The organism is Robiginitalea sediminis (genome assembly GCF_002198115.1).
In the GTDB taxonomy this organism is placed as follows: Bacteria; Bacteroidota; Bacteroidia; order Flavobacteriales; family Flavobacteriaceae; genus Robiginitalea; species Robiginitalea sediminis.
The window spans coordinates 665171-680358 of sequence record NZ_NGNR01000002.1; the positions used below are offsets into that span (position 1 = coordinate 665171).

The following is a 15188-nucleotide window of genomic DNA, read 5'->3' on the forward strand; positions in this document are numbered from 1 at the left end:
ACCCAGATGATTACCCAAAAAGTGTTACAATTTCGCATCGTATCTGATTACTGTTTTACACACCGAAACAAAACGGAACTAATACATATGTCCCGGGACAAGAAATGTCCCGGCCGCTGGGGGAAGAAAAACACCGCTCCTGCGGTAAGGGCAGCGAATAGAGGGCCGGTTAAGCAGCCACTTCTAAGATATGCTTTTTATTAAAATGCCGGGTTAGTACCCGGCATTTTAATGTTGCAATGTTCTTGCGCTTAATTCATGGCAACAGAAACCGCCTTGGTAAGGGTAAAGAGTTGCTGGGGCACATTTTTGACCTTGAGCTTAAAGACCTTTACCTGTTTCCGCTGGGCACGGGTTCCGTAATTGTCGTAGATCGTGACTTTCAGGTAGGTGGGCGTCAGGCTCTTGTTGCCCATATAGGTGGCATTGACCTGCCAGGTGCCCGGGAGGGACTCGTCTATGAGGAATTCCCGCGTATTATACCCGAGTTCCTTTTCCCGCAGGATCTCATCCCCGTAGCGGGCCTGGCTGTGCTCCCAGTTGAAATACTGACGTTCCGGGTTCACAAACTGGATGTCGAACTCAGCTTCCCCATCGTTCCATTCAAATACCAGGCGGGTCCCTTTAAAATCCACCTCGTCCTCCACAAAGAGGTCTGCCCGGTTCTCTGCGCTGACCAGGGAAGCCCGGTTCAGATACAGCAGGTTATTGTATTCCCGCTCCAGGATGGGCTGAAAATCCGTGCTGTCCTGCGGTAGGAAACCCTCCTCCACCAGGTAGGTATATCGCTGGTAGATTCCGGCAGCCTTGTCGAATTCATTCAGGTCGCGGTAACTGCCGGCAAGGTCCAGGTAGGACTGTCCGTACTTGGGCCTCAGGGTCAGCACTTCCCGGTATGCCTCATTGGCTTTGGCATACCTTCCCTGCGACTGGTACGTATAGGCCAGGGCCTTGAGCAGGACAGCATTGCCCTGGAACCGCCGTTGGTTTTCTTCCAGAATAGCATCGGCAAAAGCCGCGTCGTTCCGGTTTTCATAGAAATAACGGTAGGCATCCAGGAAGAAATGGGGAGAACTCGCATAACGGGAGGCATACGACTGATAGACTTCCCGGGCCTCGGCATCGCTGCCGCTGGCATAGAGTTCCCGCAGGTAGGTGGGCTGGTTGGCTGCTACCTGCTGGGGGGTCAGCACTTTTTCTGAAAGATAGTTGTTCCGCAGGCGGGCGAGGTCTGCCAGTTGTTGCCGCTTTGGGCTCCCTGCCATGGTGTTGACAACGATGACGCCCCCGGCCCCTACGTTCCCGTACATGGTGGTGGTGGCAAAGTTGTTCAGGATAGCCATACGCTTAATCTGTTTGACGTCCAGCCATACAGGGGCGGTATAGAAAATCTGCCCGTCCACGTCGAAAATCGCGGAGCGCTGGTTGTAAATGGAAGAGGCACCGCGGATAAAGACGCGCCCGCCTTCCGGGTTGTCGAAGCCCTGGAAGCTGCCAGCATCAGATTCGGTGTTAGACAGGATATTGGTCACCTGCCCCTGGACATCGGCCCGGAGGCCTCCGGCTCCGATGCAATCGCCCTGAACCCGGACACCTGGGAATTGGTTCCGCAACAGGTCCAGGATGCAAAGGGTTACGGCATTGATCTCATCCTCCCCCATAAACTGGATTTTTCCCGGGGCGGTATCGGCATTTAAAATCCCGTAGGCCGTGCGGATAAGGCGCTGGTTGGCCGGGTATTCATAGGAGAGTTCCTTCTGAGTCTTCCGGTTGCTTCCCACCACGACCACCTCCTCGAGCTCGGCCACATCGAAGGTCATGGATGGGTTGAGAATACGGGTGACATCCTCCACCATGATGCGCTGGGTCTTCATGCCCTGATAGGAGAAACGCAGGATATCCCCAGGTGCGGCCTCTATGGCGTACCGGCCTTTTTCATCGGTAAATCCATTTGTATCCGACCCTTCTACCGAGACAGCCACATTTTCCAGTGCCGCTCTCCCGTCCGTCACCCGGCCGGAAATGGTGCGTTGCTGCGCCATCAGTACCGGGCCGGCCAGCAAAACGATCAAAACCAATATCTTTTTCATAACACAGTGTTTTTTAGTCTCTTAAAGATACACAGAAAAATAATATGCACGCCATGGCATGTCTTCCGTCGTAGGGAAATAACACGCATCCTTCAGATGCAGGAACGGTTTCCAGGGTTGCGTGCCGCTACAAATAAAGCCTACTCGGTGTTGGACGGGCTGACCCTTGGAATGAGGTAGAGTTCGGTTTGCCTGCCATCAGGATACCAGAACCCTTCAGGACCGAAATACCCCGGCTCCTCCAGCATCACCCGGATATCCCTCCCCCACTGGGGCAAGGACACCGTCGTATTCAGCTCTATGGCATAAGCCGTATGAGGGTGCAGGCCATAGCTGGACCCGTCTGCACTGGAAATGCCCTGCTGGGAATCCCACATGCCAATGGTAGTACCGGCCGAATGCCCGTATGTGCCCAGGGGATGGGTATATATGGCCGGGCGAAGGCCCTCCGCCCTGCCCTTTTCCAGGGCTGAAAGCAGGATGTCGTTCCCGGTGCGACCTTCCCGCATTTCTGCGGTGAGCAAATCCTGAACGCGGTTACCGTCCGCAAGGGCCTTGCGCAGGTATTCAGGGGCCTCCCGCTCCCCAGGTCTGAGCACGTAGGCCAATTGCTGGCAATCCGTATTCAGGCGCAGGTACTTGATCCCGAAGTCGCAATGCAGCAGGTCGCCGGGCAGGATGACCTGTTGCTCGGGCCGGTCGGAAAATGAATACAAGTGCCCCTTCAGGCTGTCTGCCGGCCGCTGGATATCTACCGTTGGGTGGAACCAAGTATCCAGGCCCAGATCCGTCACTTTCTGGCGCATCCACCACTCCACTTCGGTGGTGGTCGTATGGCCGGGGGTAATGACCGCCTCCGAGAAGGCTTCTGCAATAATATTGTGGGTGATACGGGCCAGTTGGGTATAGACCGCCATTTCCCGGGGGGTCCGGGTCTCAATCCAACCTACGGCGAGGTTTTCTGCCGATACCACCCGGCTGTGGTATTTCCGGGGCAGGGCGTTCATAAACAGGTCGTAATCCGTTTTGTCCAGCCCATCGGCAATGTTGTGGTCCTCCGAGAAATTCAGGCCGATTTTCTCCGGGTTCCGCTCCTCGATGAGTTCCACCAGTCGCTTCCATTGGTCGGGCTGTTTCTCTTTATCCCACGAAGACACGATACTTTTCCCGATGTTATAGCGGGCCACGGCCAGGCGGTCGGTGCGGTCCGCTGCCTTGTCGCGGTAAAAGAGCAGCATGGTCCGCCGGCGGGCACTGAGCCAGGTGGCGGGTAAAAATGTTTTTAACACGGGGTCCTCATTGTACTCCCGGGAAATCAGAATCCACATATCTATTCCCGTATCGTCCATCAGGCGCGGAAGAACCGTTTTAAGGCGATCTTCCAGGAGGGCATCCACCAAGGTTGCCTGGTCTTTTTCGGGGAGGACGGCCTGGGCACTGCCTTCTACCGTACTGAGAAGGAGGAGGACAAGTAAAAACGTAAGGACTTCAGATCGAATACTTTGGAAGGATATGCTCATATCTGACATTTTTTAGGCTTTAAAGATATTTATTACCTTGAGGAGAAAAAAGTGTGATGAAGAGATTCCTGGTATTCCTATTGCTACTCGGTCTGGCCAGTTGCGATTCTGGCGGAGGCAGCCCGGAAGGCGGGGAACAGGTCAACAAGCCCGTAAAGCGCTCCCTCCCCCAGGGTGAACCTGTAAATATCCTTTTTGTTGGGAACAGTCATACCTATTACAATGGTGGGGTAGGCTCCCATCTCAGTAAGATGCTGGTGGAAGGAGAACCTTCCGGAAACTACTTCATCTCCGATCTTACCGCCAGCGGAGCAACCCTCGAAGAACACCTTGAAAATGAGATTACCGCCCAGCGTTTACAGGAAAGGGATTGGGATATCGTGGTGCTGCAGGAAAACAGTTTTGTGGCCTATACCCAGCCTGAGGTGGTACCGCCCAGCGTCCGGGCCTTCAATACGGCCATTAATAACCCGGATACCAAAATCTATGTCTTTATGACCTGGGCCTATAAGGATAACCCTTCTATGTATCCGGTAATCCGCCAGGCCTGCGAAACGGCGGCGGCTGGTGTATCGGGAACCGTTGTACCCGTAGGCGTGGCCTTTGAGCAGGTACGGCTCGATCCTGAACTCCCCCTGGAACTGCACGACCCGGACCAGTTTCACCCCAGTGCCGCCGGTACCTTCCTGGCAGCCTCCGTCTTCTACGCCGTGCTCTCCGAGAAGGATCCGGGTGCATTGGAATATGCCGCATCCCTGAACCCGTCAGATGCCCAGCTCCTTAAAATGGTTGCCTGGGAGACCGTAACGTCATACGGAGACTAGGGCGCAAATACTCAGCCGAGATCTAAGGCCTTCAGGGTGCCGATGCGGTCTACTTTCCCACTGCCGGTTTGGGCGAATTTCGCTGAAAAATAAACGGCTTTGGGCCATTGGTGTTTCTCCAGCAGCTTTTTCCCCTTCAGACCGTCGAGGATTTCAGCGGCCTCGCCCTGGCCTTCCACCACCATTACCAGGCGTTCTCCCAGTTCAGGGTCCGGGATGCCGGCCAGGAAAAAGCGGTTCTTAATATGACTGGAAAGTTTCGATTCCAACGTCTCCGGGAAGATCTTAACCCCCCCGGAATTCACCACCCGGTCTGCCCGCCCCAGCCACCGGAAGGTCGTTTCGGACAGGAGTTCCACCAAATCGTTCGTCACAATGGGGACTTCGGAAAGGTAAGGGGCGTTTACAATGAGGCAGCCGCGCTTGTCCACCGCGAAATGCACCTCGGGCAAGCCTTCGAAATACCCTTCATGCCCCTCCGCCTTATGGCCCGTAATGGGTTTTACAGCCACATGGGTAATGGTTTCGGTCATCCCATAGGTTTCAAAAACCTCAGCGGAAAAGTCCTGCAGGGTTTTTAAAAGGGCTGCAGAAACCGGGGCCCCGCCAATAATAAGCGTGCCCACTTTTGGCAAAAACGCCAGGGAGCTGCTTACCTGGGCGGGGGTCAGGGCCGTAAAATCGATGGGCTTCTCCAGATCCTTCAACGGGTTCAGGGAAGGCTTTACATAATACAGGGACCAGCCCAGGACCATAGCCCGCACCCACATCATTTTACCCGCAACCGTATGGGCCGGCAGGCACAGCAGGGCCCGGGTACCGGGTCCCATCCCGAAATAGGCACCGGTGGCCTTTGCGCTGGCCACCATTTTCTCCTTCTCCAGCATAATGGTTTTGGGCGGGCCGGTGGAACCGGATGTCTGCTGAGCGATCTGGGGGCGGTCCGATACCCAGTCCAGCAGGAAATCCCCTATTTCGCGTTCGAAGGGTTCGCCTTCCTTCACCAGGCTGTACGCCACTTCCTTCAGGTCTTCGAAGCTGTATTCAATATTGTTGAGGCGGAATGCTCTGTGGTGATAGTCCTTCATGCGGTTTCATTTTTAAATCGATCCAATGCCTCTGCCCGGTTCAAAACGGGCCCGGCCAGCCGGCCTTTCCAGTCTTTCCAGCCGTATTTCCGTGCGAAAACCCAGAGCAATAAAGGGAAGACGATAAATATCGGCACAAAGGCATCCCACCCCAGGGCGGGTGCGGAGATATCCTTGTACAGGGAATCGGTCTGGAAGGCGGTCCAGTCTGCGGTAACCAGCAGGGCGGTAATCAGGTTGTTTGCGGCGTGGAAGCCCAGGGCCAGTTCCAGGCCTTCATCCATGAGGGTTATAACTCCCAGGAATAAGCCCGTCCCGATATAGTACACCATACTTAAGTACCCCAGCTTTTCCACTTCCGGGTTGCCCAGGTGCATCAGGCCAAACAAAACAGAGGTCACGACCAGCGGTACCCATCGGTTACGCGCGATCAGGCCCAGGCCCTGCATCATGTGCCCGCGGAAAAGGTACTCTTCAAAACTGGTCTGCAGGGGAATCAGCAAAATCCCGATTAGCGCCAGCTTCCAGAAGGCATCCCACCGGAAATTCCAGACGTAATCTTCCGGGGAAAGCCAGATGTCCACGCCGGTAACGGCAATAGTGAGTAACCCCCAGAGGGCAAAGGCAAAAAATACCCTGCCCCAATCCACCCGGCGGCGGGAGGTGGTCAGGGAGCGAATGGACTGCGGGTGGATCCATTTGGTCCAGGCCAGGACCAAAACAAGGCCAAAAGCCAGGGGCGCGAGGAGCATAATCAGCACCGTGTTGCTGCCCAGCTGGTCTATCATATCGGCCATCATCTCATCCACCGGAACCGGTGAAGCCAGGGTAGCGATATAGTTAAAAACCATCAGGGCGATGAACCCTAGGGGCAGAAACAGGTATTTCCAATACCCCAGGTCCCCCCTGTATCCTTGTTCTATGTACATAGTGCTTCGAGTTTATCCAGCCGCCAGGGCCTGGTGTTGTCGTATCGCAGGTAGCCCCCCTCTACATAGAGGGGCGATTCGAAATTATTGGTAAAAAGAGAGCCCGTCCCCAACCCCTGGGGCATATCCACATTAAGGGTTGCCGTCCATTGGGCAATGGCATTGAGGCCGATGTTACTTTCCAGGGCACTGGTGACCCACCAACCTATCCCCCGCTCCTGCGCCAAACGGATCCACTGCTCAGAGGCCGCATACCCGCCAACAAGGCTGGGTTTAAGGATAATATACTGGGGTGCAACCGCATCCAGCATGGCCGCTTGTTCGGATGCCGGAAAGACCCCGATCAATTCCTCGTCCAGGGCAATAGGCAGGGGTGTTTTGGAACAAAGGGTTGCCATAGCCTCCCGCTGGCCTGCCGCGATAGGCTGTTCGATGGAGTGCAGGTCCAGGTCTGCCAGGGCTTTAAGGCGTTCGAGGGCCTCCCCGGGGGAAAATGCGCCATTGGCGTCTACCCGTAACTCCAGGTCCCGGCTCGAATAGCGCTTTCTCAGGGCGTGCAACAGGGAAAGTTCTTCTTCGAACCCCAGGGCCCCTATTTTAAGTTTCAGGCAGCGATTGCCTTCCGCCAGCTTCGCCTCGATCTGCTCCTGCATAAAATCCAGGGTGCCCATCCAGATAAGGCCGTTTATGGGTAACGGCTCCCCCTCCAGGAACCGGGAGGGAAAAAGGACCATAGGGTGCTCCGATGCCAGGGAACGAAATGCCTGTTCCACCCCGAAACGGATACTGGGCCATTGCTCCAGGGCAGCGGCAAGCCCTTGAGGGCCCAAGCTCGTGTTTTTGCAGACCCAGTCCAGTTTGGCATCGTAGCCGGGGCGGTCGTCCGCGCTGAGCCCCAGGAACAGGCCGCACTCGCCAATACCGGTAGCCCCTGCATCCTCCAGGAGGAGCAGGTGGGTTTCCTTTTGGGTTAGTACCCCCCGGGAGGTACCGCCCGGGCGCTTAAAATGGAGCTGGTAACTGCGGTGTGTCGCTTTCATAGAGGCGCCTCAAATTTACGTATATTTTCGCAGGATTAAACCACGGGATATGTATCAGAAAGGAACGGTAGTCTGGATTACAGGAGCATCATCGGGCATAGGGGAAGCCCTGAGTTACCACCTCAGTCGCCTGGGGTGCCGCCTGATCCTGTCAGCCCGCCGGGAAGCCCGCCTCCGGGAAGTGCGGGAGGCCTGCGCCAACCCGGGGGAGGTGGCTCTACTGCCCCTGGACCTCGGCGAGTCGGAAGCCATGCCGAAGCGGGTGAAAGAAGCCCTCTCGGTTTACGGGCACGTGGATGTACTGGTCAACAATGCCGGGCTCAGCCAGCGCTCCCTGATCCGGGAAACGGATATGGCGGTATACGAGCAGCTGATACGGGTAAACTACCTCGGCACAGTAGCCCTTACCAAAGCCCTGCTGCCCGCTTTCCTGCAAAGGGGTAAAGGCCATTATGCCGTGGTCACCAGCCTGATGGGGCGGTTCGGGTCCCCCTATCGCTCCGGGTATTGCGGGGCCAAGCATGCCCTCCATGGCTTTTTTGACGTCTTGAGGATGGAACACGAAAAGGACGGCATATGCGTGAGCCTTATATGCCCTGGCTTCGTGGATACGGATGTGGCGCGCAACGCCCTTACTGCAGACGGGTCGTCCCAGGCGCGGCAGGATTCGGCCACTGCAGCCGGTATGGCTCCTGAGCGGTTTGCCGTTAAGATGTGGAAGGCCATAGACCGCGGGAAATGGGAAACCTACATTGGTGGAAAGGAGGTATCCGGGATCTATCTCAAGCGGTTCTTTCCGAAACTCCTGCACCGGGTAGTGTTGCGCAGCCAGGTGGTCTGATTACACTTCCAGGGTTTCGCCGATTTCCGGCAGCAACAGGGTTACTCCTGCCCGGTCAAAGGTCTGCAGGGCCGCTTCCCGGTCTATCTCGATATAACCAAAAGTGTCGTAGTGGACACCCATGACCCGCCCAGCATCCACAAAACCGGCTGCCCGGGCGGCATCTTCCGGTCCCATGGTAAAATTATCGCCAATGGGGAGAACGGCCAGGTCTGGTTTCCCATCCAGAGGGATGAGTTTCATATCCATGTGCAGGGCCGTGTCCCCGGATATATATAGGCATTTACCCCCGCTTTTCAGGACAAAGCCCCCGGGCTGCCCGCCATAGGACCCGTCCGGGAAGGAGGAGGTATGTACGGCATTGACGTATTTCAGCCAACCGAAGGGAAAGGTCCGCCCCCCGCCGTGGTTCATGGGGTGCCCTTCAAAACCTTTGGCCTGGTAATGGGTAACAATTTCATAATTGCTGATGATGGTAGCGCCGGTCCGGCCTGCAAGGGCCTCCACATCCAGGATGTGGTCCTGGTGGGCATGGGTAAGCAGCAGGTAATCCGGGTTGAGGCTGTCCAGGCTCACCTTGCCTTTGGCCAGCGGATTCCCGCTTATAAAAGGATCAATAACGAGTTCGTGTTCGCCGGTACGGATTTGGAGGGATCCGTGGCCCAGAAATGTGATGTTCATGGGAGGGTGCTTTCTCCCAAATTTACTTAAAATGGAACCAAAACCGAACCCCGTCCGAGGTTTTGTCTATGTTCAGGGAAGACTGCAATTGGTTCACGAGGCGGCGCATCAGGCGGATGCCCATGGAGTTGCTGGCCCGCTCGTCTGAGTCTTCGGGCATACCAACCCCATTGTCAGTATATTCAAAGAAGCCGCCTTCGCCGTTTTTACGGATGTGGATATAAATCTGCCCCTTCTGTTCCGGGTCCGGGAAGGCGTATTTAAAAGAATTGGAAACCAGTTCATTCAGGATAAGCCCTATGGGAATGGCCCGGTCTATATCGAGCTCCACCCCTTCGGCATCGATGGTAATATTGATCTGGTGCCCCCCTTTCTTGTATACGGATTGCACGCTGTTGATAAGGCTTTCGATATACCCCTGCATCTCGATGACGGAAAGATCGTCGTTCTGATAGAGTTTCTGGTGGATCAGCGCCATGGCCTTGACCCGGGTTTTCCCCTCCTCCAGGGCTTCTATAGCCGCCTTGCTCCGCGTATTCTTGGTTTGGAGACTAAGCAGGCTCGACACCATCTGCAGGTTGTTCTTTACCCTGTGGTGGATTTCCTTGAGCAAGGAATCTTTCTCCACCAGGGACTTTTCAATAATGTGTTTTTGTTCGGCCAGCAGCCGCTGGTTTTTGATATTCTTCAGATAGGCATAGACCAGGCCGGCAAACCCGAGTAAGGTGAAGACCAGGGAGATAAATACCAGGTTAATCCGCATATCCTGGGCCTGCATCCGGGCCTGGCTCCGTTCCAGGTCCATTTGCAGTTCATCCCGGGTCTGTTTGGAATTCTCCAATTCTTCATTGGCGACGATAGCCAGGAGCTGCTGTTTTTTAAGGGAGGTCTGGGAGCGATCGATGGAATCGCGCATGCGCACATTCTGCTGCAGATAATACACCTCTGCCTTGTAATCGGCCTGCATCTCGTAATAAGAGGCCATCAGCCGGTTGTACTTCAGGCGTAATTCCGCATACTCCTCTCCGGGGACATCCCGGAGATACTCCCGCGCTTTCTGGGCATTGCCCAGTTCTAAAAACGCCTGGGCCAGGCCCAATCGGTTTTCCACCACCACCTGGCGCAGGTATTCCTCCGGGCTGTCCCGCAGCTGTCCAATGCTGTTTTCCAGGTACGGCAGGGCATCCTCGTATTGTGCCAGCTGCAGGTGGGAACGGCCAATATTGCCGTCTATAATCGCCTTCAGGCGCTCCGCTTCGGCTACCTCTTTCTCCGATTTAATGGTGTTGATGTCATTCAGGTATACCGTGATGTACCCCTGGGCCTTCTTAAAATAGGAAAGGGCCGTTGCGGCAGAACGGTCCAGCAGGAGGAACTGGCCAATATCGTTGTCGTAGACGGCGCTTTGGTACAAATCAGTTTCGTCCAGCAGCTTCTTCTTTTCGTAGATATAATCGTTCATCGCCTTCCGGTACATGCCCAGGTTGGCATAGATATCGTAGAAAGTGACATTGTCGGCCAGGCCAAGTTCCTGTTTGCGCTTGCGAACCTCTATCTGTTTGTCGTACAACCGGAGCTGGCCGTAGCTCTTGTCTAGTAAATCCAGCAGCAGGGCCTTGGACTCCCCGTATTCGTCCCCTTCCTGGATACGGGTTAGCAGGTCGTTGGCCAGGGCAATACCCTTGTTGTAATTGCCGATATCGTGGTATAACTCGGCCTGCATCAGGCCGTAATAGCGCAATGCCGTAGAATCTGCGTTCTGGGCTGCCGTATTGTAGCGCATATTGACCTCATCGAGCCAGACATAGGGGGAATGAGACCGATACCGTTCTGTTTCCCTGAAGAAAAAATCCAATTGTTCGCCAGGGGTGGGCTGCTGACGGAATTCCATTAGGTTGTCCGGCTGGTCCATACCCAGATCCTGGCCGTAGAGGCCCAGGGGAGCCCCCAGCATCAGGCTTGCCGCAACCACGATGTATATTGTCCTCATAAAGGTGCCCTATGGGCCCGATATCCTTACCCTCGGGCCAGGGGTGTTACAAAATCAAACTTACACCAATTCCACCGCATCTGGCAGCTTTTGTTGTAAACGCCCCCGAAGTTGTGGTAACTCCTGGGAATGGGCCCATTTACCGCATAACGAAAAAGGCCATGTTCGAAAACACAGCCTTTCCGGTTAACAGTAAGATTTGGGGATCTTATCTCTTATAGGTCAAATGTAAGGCGTCCCACCCGTTCCCCTTACGCTTTTGTTGTGTAGCCTTGTTATTTTGTGGTGAATGGCTGCACAGGGGTGGTTTGTCGACCCCGGGAAGGCGTTTAACGGGAAAAACACCTTTTTTCAATAAAAAAGCCCTGCCGTTAGGTTGGCAAGGCTTCTTTCTTTGAGAACACTATATGAAAATGAAAAAACGAATTCTTGATTACACCACGAATATAGGGAAGTACTCCCCGGGGAACCAAGGAATTGTTGTGAATGGCAAAAGAGGTGTTGTGAAAACGCGGGAGGGTGCTATCTGCCCTATATCCCCATCAGGAATTCATGGATGAAATAATGAATTCCTTGAAATCCTTGGAGATCGGGATCAGGTTGTTATTGATCATGATATCCTTGGAATTTATGGCGTCTATATGGTCCACATTCACGATGTAGGACTTGTGCGCCCGGTAGAATTTATTCCGCGGGAGCTTTTCCAGATAGTCCTTCAGTGGGGAACGCACCAGGAACTTCTTATCCTTGGTGTTGACTTCCAGATACACGTTATCCGCTTTTATAAATTGGATGTCGTCGAACTGGATTCGGTAGTACAGGTGCTGTTTTTTGACGAAGATGGAATCCTTGAGCACCGAATTGGTATTGATCCCATCGGCGGCGTCATCGTCCTGCTCCCCGGCAGACGATGCCTTCTGCCCTTTGATGAAATTGGAAAGGGCGATCTCGATGGAGGTATAGAGGTCCTGCTGTTCAAAGGGTTTCACCAGGTAACCATTGGGTTTAACCGTCTTGGCGTTTTCCACAGTGGCCCGGTCGGAGTTGGAGGTAACAAAGATGAATGGGATGTCGTAATTGTCCCGGATATGCTTGCCGAGGTCTATCCCGGTTTTGTCGGATGCCAGGATAATATCGATCAGTACCAGGTCCACTTCCTGGCTTTTCAAAACCTCTACGGCCTGTTCAAAAACGATAACATTATCTACCACCTCATACCCGATTTCCTCGAGCATGGATTGCATGTCATCTGCGATAATCACGTTGTCCTCAACGATGAGGATTTTGATAGGTTGTTCCAAATTCGCTTCGGTTTAGAAGGTTATCGCAGTTAAAATTACAAAAAATAATCATTCGCGATATACAGCATAAGCCCCAAGGCAAAGGTACTGAGGGCCACCTTCTTCAATTCCGGGTCCAGAGCCTCAGGCCCCCTGGCCCGGGCAAAGGAAACCAAATGCAGGACAATGCCCAACAGGGGCAGCAATACCCATGCGGCCCGGGCGGGTTGGGAATGCTGCGCCACATAGGCGCAAATGGATCCCAACCCGACAAGACAAAGTATCCAATGGTAACGGCGGCCGCCAGGGTACCCGAGGTGTACCACCAGGGTGCGTTTTCCTGAGCGAGCGTCACTTTCGCAGTCCCTGAGGTTATTCAGGTTTAAGACGGCTGCAGAGAATGCCCCTATGGCGATGGCCGGCCACCAGGCCTCCGGGAGAAGGTCCCTAGTATAGAGGAACTGGCTTCCCTGCACGCTCAGCAACCCGAAAAAGAGGAAGACAAAAAGGTCTCCCAACCCTTTGTAACCGTACGCCCCTGCCCCTACCGTGTAGCGCACCGAAGCCCAAATGGCAAGGGCGCCCAACGCGCCGAACAACAGGAGGTATCCCAGCTGGCCCCAGCCAAAGGCCCTGAGGAGCGTTAACAAGGTGAGCAGGCCGCTCAGGAAGATCATTACCCAAATCCCTCTTTTAAGGGCCTGGCGGCTGAGGGCCCCGGACTGCAGGGCCCGGGCGGGGCCTATGCGTTCTTCGTTGTCTGTCCCTTTTACCCCATCCCCATAATCGTTGGCAAAATTGGAAGTGATCTGATATGAAAGGGTGGTGGCAAGGGTGAGGATAAAAAGAAGGGTATCCCGGTATCCGCTGGCATGCGCCAGGGCCGTTCCGGCCAGGATCCCGGCTACCGATAAAGGCAGGGTCCGCAGCCTCGCGGCACCCAACCAGGGTTTCAGCTGCTGCAAGGTCAGTCGGGGTCTTCTATTTTTAAGCGCTTGCCCTCTTTGTAGGAGGCGACAAATGCGTCCTTGAAGCCCATATCCACAAGTTCCCTGCGGAAGCGTTGTGCCTCCTCCAGGGTTTCGAAATTCCCGATGGAATACGCGTAGAAGGGGTTGGTCTTGACAAACAGGGTATTGGTCAGCGACTCGGAGGCCAGGCTGAGGTTATTGTCCACAAAAGCCTTGACCTGTACCGAATAGATGGTTTCCTTTTCCAGGAATTGTTTGGCCAGGTAGAATTCCTTGACCAGGCTTAATTCCTCGTTCTGCTGCCTGAGGTTGCTGAGCCTGTTCCTGAAGACTTCCAGACTGTCTATAGAAACATTGAGATATTCCGAGTTATTCTGCTTGGCACTTGAGGTAAGGCCCACGGTGAAGGAGGCTACAGCCAGTGTCCCGATCAGGAACAGGGTGGTAACTCCGGCAAAGATGTTGCGCTGCAGTTTGGCACGGCGCAAATCCCGGTTTTTATACTTGATCTGGTCCAGCAGGCGCTCATTGATAATCTGCGCCTTATCGATGTCTTTGTGCAGTTCCAGCAGGTCGCTTTCTTCGATAAATGGCATAAGGCAACGGTTTGATGGAAATTCCGCTAAATGTAACCAAATTGGTGGGATCCGCCAAAGGAAACGCCCGGAAAACCAGGCAAATCCGGCAGGGGGGTTTCTCCCCTTTACAGCAACCGGATACCGTCCTGTGCCATCTCGATCTTCCGCGCCTTATACAAAACGCCCACCCCTTTCTTAAAACGCTTCTTGCTCATCTGGAGTTGCTGCTGGATTTGTTCGGGGTCTGTACGGTCGTGCAAGGGGAGGAAGCCCCCCGCTTCCTGCAGAGCCTCCAGGATCCGTTGTGCCGCGGGTTCCAGCCCATGGTGGCCCAAAGGCTCCAGGACGATGTCCAGTTTTTTGTCCGGGCGTATGGCCTTGACATATCCGGAGAGGCGGTCTCCGGGTTGCAGGCTGCGAAAAATCTGGTCCTGGAATACCAGGCCTTTATGGGCATCATTCACCACGACCTCTACCCCCAGGTCTGTTTGCCGGTAGGCCATCAGGGATACTTCCTCCCCGGCTTTCAGGCCCATGTTGTCGTTGGATAGAAAACGCTCCAGCCTCCCGGAGGCCACCAGCCGGCCGGATTTCTGGTCCAGATAACAGTACACCGGGTAACTGTGGCCCTCCTCCATAGGGGCGGGCTGTTCCCGGAATGGGACCAGAAGGTGTTTTTCGAGACCCCAGTCCATAAAAGCCCCGAAGCGGCTTATCTCCGCTACGGCGAGCACGCCAAACCGGCCCCGCTCTATAAGGGGCTCCAGGGTTGTGGCAATGGGTCGTTCCTCATGGTCGAGGTAACAGAAAACCCGGAGCATATCCCCTACCTCGCAATTCTCCGGAACATATTTTTTGGGCAACAGCACCTCGGCGGATTCCCCGTCGGAAAGGTATAATCCCACAGAAGTAGTCCTGGAAACGAGCAATGTATTGTGCAATCCGATTTCTATCATGGCCGGGGTGTATGGGCCTGCAAAGGAACGGTAATTTTTCCGGCGGGCCGCCAGTTTTTATCCGTAAACCGAGGTCTTTCCAAAATGGCGGGCCAGCATGTAGTAAATTACAGCCCGGTACTTGTTCCGTTCGGAACGCCCGTACCTGTCAATTACCTGATGAATGGCTTCCATAAGGGCCGGGCTGTCTTCCATCCCGAGTTTGCCCAACAGGAAATTCTGCTTCACGCGTTCCAGTTCGGCCGCGTCCGAGCCGGATACTTTGGAGGCATCGGAGTTATAGATGGCCGGCCCAAGGCCAAGGGTTACCTTGGTGAGGAACTCCATATCGGGCTCCTCCCCCATTTTATCGCGGATATCCGAGGCATAGTGGGCAATCCATTCATCTCGTTTGCTCATA

Annotated in this window: 14 protein-coding genes; 2 read left to right on the forward strand and 12 right to left on the reverse strand. The window is 54.6% G+C overall.

Features of this window, described 5'->3' with window-relative positions:
• Positions 1 to 251: 251 nt before the first annotated feature.
• Positions 252 to 2090: a tetratricopeptide repeat protein gene (locus CA832_RS09190; RefSeq protein WP_088341276.1), complete on the reverse strand. Its 1839-nt coding sequence runs from the start codon at positions 2088 to 2090 to the stop codon at positions 252 to 254.
• A gap of 140 nt (positions 2091 to 2230) precedes the next feature.
• On the reverse strand, positions 2231 to 3610 hold the full coding sequence (locus tag CA832_RS09195) for a M24 family metallopeptidase (RefSeq protein ID WP_394335744.1): 1380 nt from the start codon (positions 3608 to 3610) through the stop codon (positions 2231 to 2233).
• 56 nt (positions 3611 to 3666) lie between these two features.
• Here CA832_RS09195 and CA832_RS09200 point away from each other — a divergent pair, with 56 nt between their 5' ends.
• Positions 3667 to 4434: an SGNH/GDSL hydrolase family protein gene (locus CA832_RS09200; RefSeq protein WP_088341278.1), complete on the forward strand. Its 768-nt coding sequence runs from the start codon at positions 3667 to 3669 to the stop codon at positions 4432 to 4434.
• Between the two features lie 11 nt (positions 4435 to 4445).
• On the opposite strand, the gene CA832_RS09205 is transcribed toward CA832_RS09200, so the two are convergent.
• Genes CA832_RS09205 through CA832_RS09215 form a run of 3 tightly spaced genes read right to left on the reverse strand, consistent with a single transcriptional unit; the run spans position 4446 to position 7491 of the window.
• Positions 4446 to 5522 (reverse strand): AMP-binding protein, encoded by a 1077-nt coding sequence (locus tag CA832_RS09205; protein ID WP_088341279.1) that lies wholly within the window; start codon positions 5520 to 5522, stop codon positions 4446 to 4448.
• A complete protein-coding gene (locus tag CA832_RS09210) occupies positions 5519 to 6451 on the reverse strand; it encodes a CPBP family intramembrane glutamic endopeptidase (RefSeq protein WP_088341280.1) in 933 nt (310 codons plus the stop codon). The genes CA832_RS09205 and CA832_RS09210 overlap by 4 nt, the downstream gene beginning before the upstream one ends.
• Entirely contained in the window at positions 6442 to 7491 is a 1050-nt protein-coding gene (locus tag CA832_RS09215; RefSeq protein WP_088341281.1) for an o-succinylbenzoate synthase, read from the reverse strand. The genes CA832_RS09210 and CA832_RS09215 overlap by 10 nt, the downstream gene beginning before the upstream one ends.
• Positions 7492 to 7540: 49 nt before the next feature.
• Between CA832_RS09215 and CA832_RS09220 the strand changes: the two genes are divergently transcribed.
• Complete coding sequence (locus CA832_RS09220; RefSeq protein ID WP_088341282.1) at positions 7541 to 8332, forward strand: SDR family oxidoreductase; 792 nt, start codon at positions 7541 to 7543, stop codon at positions 8330 to 8332.
• Here the strand turns inward: CA832_RS09220 and CA832_RS09225 are convergent, their stop codons facing one another.
• The 7 genes from CA832_RS09225 to CA832_RS09255 all read right to left on the reverse strand — a co-directional run bounded on the left by CA832_RS09225 (position 8333) and on the right by CA832_RS09255 (position 15187).
• Positions 8333 to 9013, reverse strand: coding sequence for a metal-dependent hydrolase (locus tag CA832_RS09225; protein WP_088341283.1), 681 nt, complete (start codon positions 9011 to 9013; stop codon positions 8333 to 8335). It abuts the gene before it with no gap.
• A gap of 22 nt (positions 9014 to 9035) precedes the next feature.
• Complete coding sequence (locus CA832_RS09230; RefSeq protein WP_233131777.1) at positions 9036 to 11003, reverse strand: sensor histidine kinase; 1968 nt, start codon at positions 11001 to 11003, stop codon at positions 9036 to 9038.
• Positions 11004 to 11545: 542 nt separating this feature from the next.
• Positions 11546 to 12304, reverse strand: a complete 759-nt coding sequence (locus tag CA832_RS09235) for a LytR/AlgR family response regulator transcription factor (RefSeq protein WP_088341284.1) — start codon at positions 12302 to 12304, stop codon at positions 11546 to 11548.
• Positions 12305 to 12339: 35 nt separating this feature from the next.
• A complete protein-coding gene (gene menA, locus CA832_RS09240; RefSeq protein ID WP_088341285.1) occupies positions 12340 to 13248 on the reverse strand; it encodes a 1,4-dihydroxy-2-naphthoate octaprenyltransferase in 909 nt (302 codons plus the stop codon).
• A gap of 2 nt (positions 13249 to 13250) precedes the next feature.
• Positions 13251 to 13850 carry an SPOR domain-containing protein gene (locus CA832_RS09245; protein WP_088341286.1) on the reverse strand — a complete coding sequence of 200 codons (600 nt, stop codon included), beginning with the start codon at positions 13848 to 13850 and terminating at the stop codon, positions 13251 to 13253.
• Positions 13851 to 13957: 107 nt separating this feature from the next.
• Positions 13958 to 14788, reverse strand: a complete 831-nt coding sequence (locus CA832_RS09250) for a CvfB family protein (RefSeq protein WP_088341287.1) — start codon at positions 14786 to 14788, stop codon at positions 13958 to 13960.
• Between the two features lie 57 nt (positions 14789 to 14845).
• Entirely contained in the window at positions 14846 to 15187 is a 342-nt protein-coding gene (locus CA832_RS09255) for a DUF2853 family protein (RefSeq protein WP_088341288.1), read from the reverse strand.
• Position 15188 lies beyond the last annotated feature (1 nt).